Genomic DNA, 7,827 nt, shown 5'->3' on the forward strand with positions numbered 1-7,827 from the left:
ATTTGTACCAGCAAAATTTCAGAGTACCGGCAAAATCATAAAAGAGATTTTATATGATAGGCCGATACAATGCACTACAACCATTATTCCTCTTTTGTAGAATTTTCTGATAGGCGGGAATTGCCAGATACAATCCTCGCCCGTTTTTTCGCTGTAAAAGCGACTTATGGGAAGTGACTGATTTAACAGTAGCCAGATCGTACCACACGATTCCCAGCACGACAGGTAGCTGCTATTAAGAACCGCATGGGCAAAAAAAAGGCCAACCACAAGGTCTGGTAGTTGGCATTTTTGATGATTAGTTGACTTTCATTTGGCTATCACAGCGAAAAAGTGATGGCGATTTTCCCAGATTCCTCCAACTCATCAATGGTGAGGGGGCTTCCGAAAAATAGTGATACCACACTTTCAAACGAGGTTCTGACTCATTTTTCCAATCTGTCAATTAAAGTATAGGTCAGGACAGCTTAAGCAACAAAGTTCAAGTACCAAATTCCAATTACCAATCTCCAAATCTCAACCATATCCGTTTTCATGGTCAACAAACTGAAGGTTTTGGGCGTTGTGCCGCTCACCGGCCACCTGATCACCCAGGGCATCCAACGCGTGGATCATTTCTGTTGAAAGCCGGATTGCCGCGGCCGTTGCATTTTCCATGAGGTGTCGCCTGCGCTTCATGCCCGGAATGGGGACAATCGACGGGTCTTTGGCCAGCAGCCAGGCGATGGCCAGTTGGGCCGGCGTGTGGCCGCTGGCCTGCGACAGGTGCTTCAAACGGCCTACCAGGCGCTGGTTGAGATCCATGGCCGCAGCATCGAAACGGGGGATGGCCCGTCGATAATCCGCCTTGGCCAGATCGTCCACGGTGCTTACGGTGCCGGTGAGATACCCCCGGCCCAGCGGGCAATAAGGCACGAGGGACACAGCCAGTTCCCGACAGGCGGGCAGGATCGTCTGTTCCACATCCCGGTGCCAGAGGCTGAACTCGGATTGCAGGGCGGTGACCGGATGAACGGCGTGGGCCCGGCGCAGCGTGGCGACAGAAACTTCCGACAGACCGATGGTTCGGATTTTGCCTTGGGCCACCAGATCGGCCATGGCTCCCACGGTCTCTTCCACGGGAACGTCAGGATCCAGGCGGTGCAGGTAATAGAGATCGATGACATCGACACCCAACCGCTTCAGGCTTTCTTCGCAGGCTGTGGCAACATATTCGGGTCGCCCGCAGACACGCACCGCACCGTGCTCGTCTCCCACAAAACCAAATTTGGTGGCGATTAGCGCATCCTGGCGACGGTTTTTCAGCACCCTGGCAATCAGGGTTTCATTGTGCCCGTCGCCATACACATCGGCGGTGTCGAAAAAATTGATTCCCAGATCCAGCGCGTTTTCCATTGTGGCCAGCGATTCTTTTTCATCTGCCGGACCATAGGCGTGGGACATGCCCCAGCACCCCAGACCGATGGCAGACACTTCAAGATGATTGTTTCCCAGACGGCGTGTGTCCATCGATTCTCTCCGATATCGTGGCTAAGTCAGTATGTATCTTCCGGATTGCCTAAGGCCTTTCATCGCATACCCAACCCGTGTATGATAGTGACCGTCGGCTCATAATAACAAATGGATCATCTCCCGATTAGTTGGTGTTAAACTGGAGCAATAAACGGGTTACGGCTTATCTATTTGGTGTGACTCAGAGGATTCAAGGGTTCAAGGATCCAAGGATTGAACCCTCCCCGCGGCAAGCCGCGAGGAATCTTCACCGTAAGGATGAAAGTCTATTTTCAGTTCGCTCGCTAACCCCGCCGCAAGCGGCGAGGAATGCGCTCACTATCGCGGTTCAAGTGAAATGCCAAAAAATAACAGCTCGTTAAAACCTAATGAAGATTTTTGGAACACTGTTGACGCATCATCTCGATAAGTTGTCATTATCTAAAAAAGGATCGGTATCATCTGTGAATACAGATAAGGAAAAAGGATGTATGTGGTATGAATAAGATAGTTGGAGAACATAAACTTGACCCCTCGAATCCTCGAACCCTTCTTCTCCAAATAATTTGGAGAAGAACCAAAAATTTTGAAGTTTGAAACGCAATAGCGCGAATTTCCCGCCATTTGGGCCGGGGTTAGCGAGCGAACTGAAAATAGACTTTCATCCTTACGGTGAAGATTCCTCGCGGCTTGCCGCGGGGAGGGTTCAACTTGTTTGCATGTCCCTGCAAAATGTCGTATGGAGAAGATCCTAACCAAACATTTTTTTAATTTTTAATGTTGAATTTTTAATTTTGAATTAATGCATTCGGCCCATTTTATAAAAAGATAGAATGCCTTCATTCAAAATTTAAAATTAAGAATTCATAATTAGATTCGTAAGAATCTAACACCGACCCAATCCGGAGAATGTTGAAAAATGACCCCAAGCGCCTTTCCGGCTGCTCATGTTGCCACAACGTTTAAAACGTGCACCAATTGCCAAGAACAATGGGGGAGTCTGGATGCCTTCATCCAGGACCCGACGATCGAATTGGTCGGATACATGCCGACCTTTGACGATTTGGGACTGGGACTTATTTTATTCAACCACGACTGCGGAACCACCCTGGCCTGCCAGGCCGCGCTGTTCGAACATCTTTACGACGGACCGGTTTATGAAATGAGAAAAACCGGTGAACCCGAATGCCCGGGCCATTGTCTGAGCGAAACAGACCTTTCTTCTTGTTCGATAAAATGCAGCTGTGCATTCGTTCGGGAAACCCTGCAAATCATCAAACAGTGGCCCAAGATCGAGGCTCCCTGATCCGTTGGCCGCGAACCCATCAATGCTGCAACCGGAGCTAAAAAATGACAGACGGTACTTTTGAAAAAGTCCAACACTCGGACAGCCCCATGTATGGCGTCCCAAAACTGTTGCTCTGCGGGTTTTCCGTTGCGGCCCAGCCTAAATTCATGGAGGTCCTGAAAATGGCAGGGCTGCAGGAGGTTGAAGTCGTATGGGCCTGCGAAGAAAATGGAAAAGAGACACTATCTGCACTGCTTAGCCTCCCCGATGGCACCGGAGCGGGCACGGGTTCTGATCTCCCCCGGGCCGTTGTCGTCTCCGGCATCACGGAAAACCAGCTTCACGGACTGATGACGGTATGCCGAAAAACCGGCATGCAGCAGTCCCTGTGGGCAGCGCTGACGCCGACGTCCGAAACATGGCCACTGGTGCAACTGCTCAGCGAATTGCAGGCCGAGCGAAAGGCCCTTTCCGAACGCAGGAAAAAATAACCTAATGATCTCCGGATACGCCACACCTGCCGGTACCCAACAGATTGCCGACCAATTTTCAGGCCTTGTCTTCACGCCGTTTGGCAGTACCGGGCTTTTGGTGAGCGGTGCCGGTTTTGGCTGCTACCGGGTCAATGTCGGCGTGACCGCCCATGCGAACGCGCTGAAAAAAGCCCTGACCAGTGGCGTCAATCTCATCGATACCAGCGCCAATTACGCCGATGGCGGTTCGGAGCAGCTGGTCGGAGAGGTGCTAGCGGCGCTGATCGAATCGGGCCGGATGAATCGGGAACAGGTCGTGGTCGTCTCCAAAGGGGGCTATCTTCAGGGAAACATCTATGCCCTGAGTCAGCAGCGCAAAGCTGACGGCAATCCTTTTAAGGAGGTCGTCGAATACGCCGATGGTCTGGAACACTGCATTCACCCGGAGTTTCTCGACGATCAGATTGAGCGGTCTCTGAAGCGGCTGGGCCTGGACACCCTTGACGGATACCTGCTGCACAATCCCGAGTACTACCTGGGGTGGACCCACAAGCAGGAGGTTGACCGTGAGAGGGCTGAGAAGGAATACTACCGGCGAATCGAGCGGGCGTTCCGTCACCTGGAAGATGAGGTGCAACAGGGGCGCATCCGATTTTACGGCATCAGCTCCAACACCTTTCCCGCATCTGCGAAAGATGCCGAATTCACTGCGTTGCAGCGTGTATGGGAGATTGCCGAATCCATCGGCGGTGCGCATCATTGTCGGGTGATCCAGCTTCCCTTCAACCTGTTCGAACCGGGCGCGGTGGTGGAGAAAAATCAGCCGGATGGTAAAACCGTTCTGGACGTGGCCCGGGAAAAAAGACTCGGCGTGCTGATCAACCGTCCCCTCAACGCGTTTACCGGTAAGCGCATGGTCCGTCTGGCCAGCATCGAGGTGCGCAGCCGGATGGACTATGCAGAGATTATCCATGCCATCAAGGACCTGGCCCAAAGTGAAACCCGGCTGTGGCGCAAGATTCTGCCCGATATGGAATCCGTTCCCGGTGGGCTGAGGGTCCGCATCAAACAGCAGGGCTGCTTTGCAGAAACGCTCAAACATCACTGGCGAACCTTCGGCTCCTATGAACGCTGGCGGGAAGCCAGGGACGGCATCTTTATACCCCGCATTCAGGGGGTGATGGATTTTTTATTGCCTCATGCTGACAACAATCCCGACCTGGCCACCTGGATCCCATCCCATGAAAAAACCCTCGACCGCGCCTTTCGTGCCGTGGCGTCCGTCTATGCCGATGCTGCGGTGGTCCTGGAGAAGAAAATTCTCAACATGATTGGGCAGGCTGACGAGGCGTGGGGCCAACCCGGTACCTTGAGCCAGAAAGCCATTCGTGCGATCGCTTCGACTGCCGGTGTTTCGACCGTCCTCGTGGGCATGCGCAAGGACGCCTATGTCTCTGACGTGCTGGCCGAACTTCACCGACCCACCGACAAGGCAGATCGGACCGACTCGTGGAACCGGCTGCGAAAGGGTGCGCTGGAGATTTTTTCCGACTGAAGGCACCGTTGACCGGAAAACCCTTCGACTATCTGCACACACCTTCCAAAACACGCCTGCGTGTGATTGCCTCGATCACCGGGCGTCTAACTGATTGCCCTGCGTATTCGTTTTTGATACAACGTCCGCACCCCATTCTTTCCCGTTATCCTTTAAAAGGTTGATGAAAACCGTTATGAGCGCAGGCAAGACAAGGCAAAATTTGGCGAAATAGCGGAGTTTATGGGTGATAAATGAGCATTTTGAGCCAAATTTTAACGCTGTATGGTCAAGCGTAATCGTTTTTCAACAGCCTGTTAAACATGTGCGGTGGAGGCAAGCCCATGCAAACCGAAAAACACACGATCACCATGCTGGTGGAAAACGAGCCGGGGGTGACTGCCCGGGTGTCCGGGCTTTTTGCCAGTCGCGGCTACAACATCGAGACCATCTGCGGCGCTCCTACTGCCAACCCGGATATGTCCCGCATCACGATTACCACCAATACGAACCCGGACCAGATGGAGCAGATCATGAAACAGGTGCGGCGGCTGATCAACGTGATCAAGGTCAGGGATATGACCGGAGAAGAAGCGGTGAGGCGGGAAATGGCCCTGATCTGCGTCACCGCGCACGATTCGCACCGGTCTGAAATTCAGCGCATCGTGGATAGCTTCCGGGCCCGCATCGTGGATACCGGGCTGACCCACTACATTATCGAGGTGACCGGCCAGATGGAAAAAATCGAAGCCCTGCTGCGACTGCTGGCGCCCATGGGCATCAAGAAGGTGGCCCGTTCCGGAATACTGGCCCTGTACCGGGAACCCGGTTGAACAGAGAGATCGCAATTTCCCGACGCTGTTCCACTTGGAACACTGTTTGCATTGTCAAGATGGACGACCCGTGGACCGATCGTGAAAGGAAACGCGCTTAAATGGGGACCGGAGAATTCAGAAGGCGGTACGAACGCAAAAGCTATCACAGCGATGTCATCTTTTCCCTGAATGGATATGCCTTTGCCGGAACGCTGAAAGACATCAGCATGGGCGGGGCGTTTGTAATGACCCTCTCGGTCAATCAGGTTCAAAAAGGCGATCTCATTACCATCAGCATCCCTTATACCAGTGGTAAGAAAAACATCAAACGGCGGGCCAGAGTGCACTGGACCAGCGGAGATGGGTTCGCCGTCGAGTTCTTATAGACCCTACCACTTCCGACGGTCCGACAACTGCTTATAGAACCGTCGACGGCGTTGTCGTGTTTTCAATCGGCAGCAGACGCTCCAGAATCTGATTCAACACACCCATATTAATTTTGATACTGTCCCTTGCCCGATTCAAATCATCGGTGACGGCCTCGTGGGTAATAAACGATCCGTAGATGGTTAAGAATTTCTCATCGTACCCAATCTCCCTGATGGCCGACGTCAATTCCTTGACATTCAAGGTCAGGTAGTCCCGCATCATTTCAGGACGGATGTAATGGAGCACGGAAAGTTGCTCCCACCGGTGGCGGATCCTGACAGCGGCGTCCTGTACATAAAGACTTGCCTTCTGAACGTACCCCAATTGCCGGTCATCCGGATCAAATAGAAACCCTCTTTCAAGGAATTTGATGTCCTTGTATGTCTGATCCAATTCGTGCCAGGAGAGGTAGAGCCTTTCGATGTCCGGGGCAAGGTTGGCGATGATCGGATGCGTGTCGACCGCCTGCGTCTCGTATCCTTTTGTATGATTAAACAGGGTACAGCCGGTAACTGTAGCTATCAGCAGGATCTTCCCCATCCAACCGATAGCGTTCAGGCGTCTGCTCTTCATCTGTTACCTTTTCGAATGGGTCACGCGACATCCAAACTGGATGGTATGGTATGTCAGGATAGGCGGTTATTTCGTTTGAAGGCGTTATAAGCTTCCAGAAACGCCTTCATCTCTCTTTCTACACAACTGGCAACAAAACCCAGCCTATCCTGGATTAGCTTGGTATTTAAATCGGAAATAACCATCTCGAACTGCCTCTAGAAAGTCTTTCTCATTATTCTTAAAAATCACGGTTTCATCACTGGCAAATGCCATGACTTTTAATTCATAGTTGTCTTTAACGGTGCCATCAACGGCAAAGATGTTGATGCCCTGGATGGCTTCCAACTGTATCAGGTGGTCGACTTCATGCAGAAAAACGAGATCCGCTTGAAAAGGAAATACAAGCCCTCCGAGTTCCACGGAAAGTTTTGCATAGGTCTCGACAACATTTTCCGGTGTTGACATAAACAAGACGGCAAAGTCGATGTCGGATTCGGTATCCTCCACTTCGATTTTTGCCCCTTTTAAGCAAGCTAAACCCTGTTTTTTTTGGGAACCAAAAAGATAGCAAAGGGCTATACCATATTGCTCACATATATGATTGAGGCTTTTCATAGCTTTATAATACCTGCAGCGAGTTTAATCTATTAAGTTTACTCTATTTCTTAGACTGGGACTTGTCAATATCAGGAATGGAAGGACATGCCGTGGAATGAACCGCGTGGTTGCCGTTTCGCCATGCTAAAAGTATGGCTTGTGGGAAAAACATTCGGACACGGATAGATCATCTTGATCGTTGAAAAGAGACGATGTTCAGTTGGATTAATTCGCCTTGTCAGGTTTTTCCTTCACCCGCCGATGTTGGCGTTGGATGTTTATCGCCTAAGCCCGTCATCGGACCCTTTGCAACACAAACGCCCGACGGTGAAATGTGCAATGTGGTTAAGCGTCGTTGACCACCCGATAGAGCTTCTGGCTGAATTCAATCATTTCGTAAGGTTTTGCCACCACCTCGCAAAAACCGTATTGTTTGTAGTTTGCAATCACGGGGTTGTCCGAATAACCGCTGGAAACGATAGCCTTGACCGAGGGGTCAATCTGCTTGAGCATCTCAATGGTTTCCTGGCCGCCCATACCGCCCTTGATGGTCAGGTCCAGGATGACTGCATCGTAGGGCGTTGATGCGTCAAGGGCGGCCTGGTATTTCCTCACGGCGCACTGCCCCTCTTCGGCAAAGTCTGC

The 7,827-nt window shown here is 51.5% G+C and carries 9 protein-coding genes; 5 read left to right on the top strand and 4 right to left on the bottom strand.

The genetic code is table 11. The features are described from left to right. Positions 1-516: 516 nt before the first annotated feature. On the bottom strand, positions 517-1,509 hold the full coding sequence (locus tag QNK41_RS00015) for an aldo/keto reductase (RefSeq protein WP_319252460.1): 993 nt from the start codon (positions 1,507-1,509) through the stop codon (positions 517-519). A gap of 901 nt (positions 1,510-2,410) precedes the next feature. On the opposite strand from QNK41_RS00015, the gene QNK41_RS00020 reads away from it, so the two are divergent. The 5 genes from QNK41_RS00020 to QNK41_RS00040 all read left to right on the top strand — a co-directional run bounded on the left by QNK41_RS00020 (position 2,411) and on the right by QNK41_RS00040 (position 5,987). Next, a complete protein-coding gene (locus tag QNK41_RS00020; RefSeq protein WP_319252462.1) occupies positions 2,411-2,797 on the top strand; it encodes a hypothetical protein in 387 nt (128 codons plus the stop codon). A 44-nt stretch (positions 2,798-2,841) separates the two neighbouring features. After that, positions 2,842-3,270: a DUF3783 domain-containing protein gene (locus QNK41_RS00025; RefSeq protein WP_319252463.1), complete on the top strand. Its 429-nt coding sequence runs from the start codon at positions 2,842-2,844 to the stop codon at positions 3,268-3,270. 4 nt (positions 3,271-3,274) lie between these two features. Beyond that, on the top strand, positions 3,275-4,807 hold the full coding sequence (locus QNK41_RS00030; RefSeq protein ID WP_319252465.1) for an aldo/keto reductase: 1,533 nt from the start codon (positions 3,275-3,277) through the stop codon (positions 4,805-4,807). 323 nt (positions 4,808-5,130) lie between these two features. Beyond that, positions 5,131-5,619 (top strand): acetolactate synthase small subunit, encoded by a 489-nt coding sequence (gene ilvN, locus QNK41_RS00035; protein ID WP_319252466.1) that lies wholly within the window; start codon positions 5,131-5,133, stop codon positions 5,617-5,619. A gap of 101 nt (positions 5,620-5,720) precedes the next feature. Beyond that, positions 5,721-5,987 (top strand): PilZ domain-containing protein, encoded by a 267-nt coding sequence (locus QNK41_RS00040; RefSeq protein ID WP_319252468.1) that lies wholly within the window; start codon positions 5,721-5,723, stop codon positions 5,985-5,987. A gap of 31 nt (positions 5,988-6,018) precedes the next feature. Here QNK41_RS00040 and QNK41_RS00045 read toward each other — a convergent pair whose 3' ends face one another. The 3 genes from QNK41_RS00045 to QNK41_RS00055 form a co-directional block, all read right to left on the bottom strand. Then, on the bottom strand, positions 6,019-6,603 hold the full coding sequence (locus QNK41_RS00045) for a hypothetical protein (RefSeq protein ID WP_319252470.1): 585 nt from the start codon (positions 6,601-6,603) through the stop codon (positions 6,019-6,021). 144 nt (positions 6,604-6,747) lie between these two features. Further along, positions 6,748-7,200: a nucleotidyltransferase domain-containing protein gene (locus QNK41_RS00050; RefSeq protein ID WP_319252472.1), complete on the bottom strand. Its 453-nt coding sequence runs from the start codon at positions 7,198-7,200 to the stop codon at positions 6,748-6,750. A gap of 327 nt (positions 7,201-7,527) precedes the next feature. After that, the coding region (locus QNK41_RS00055) for a response regulator (protein ID WP_319252474.1) at positions 7,528-7,827 on the bottom strand (300 nt) is incomplete at its 5' end.

The organism is Desulfosarcina sp. (assembly GCF_033791525.1).
Taxonomy (GTDB): Bacteria; Desulfobacterota; Desulfobacteria; order Desulfobacterales; family Desulfosarcinaceae; genus Desulfosarcina.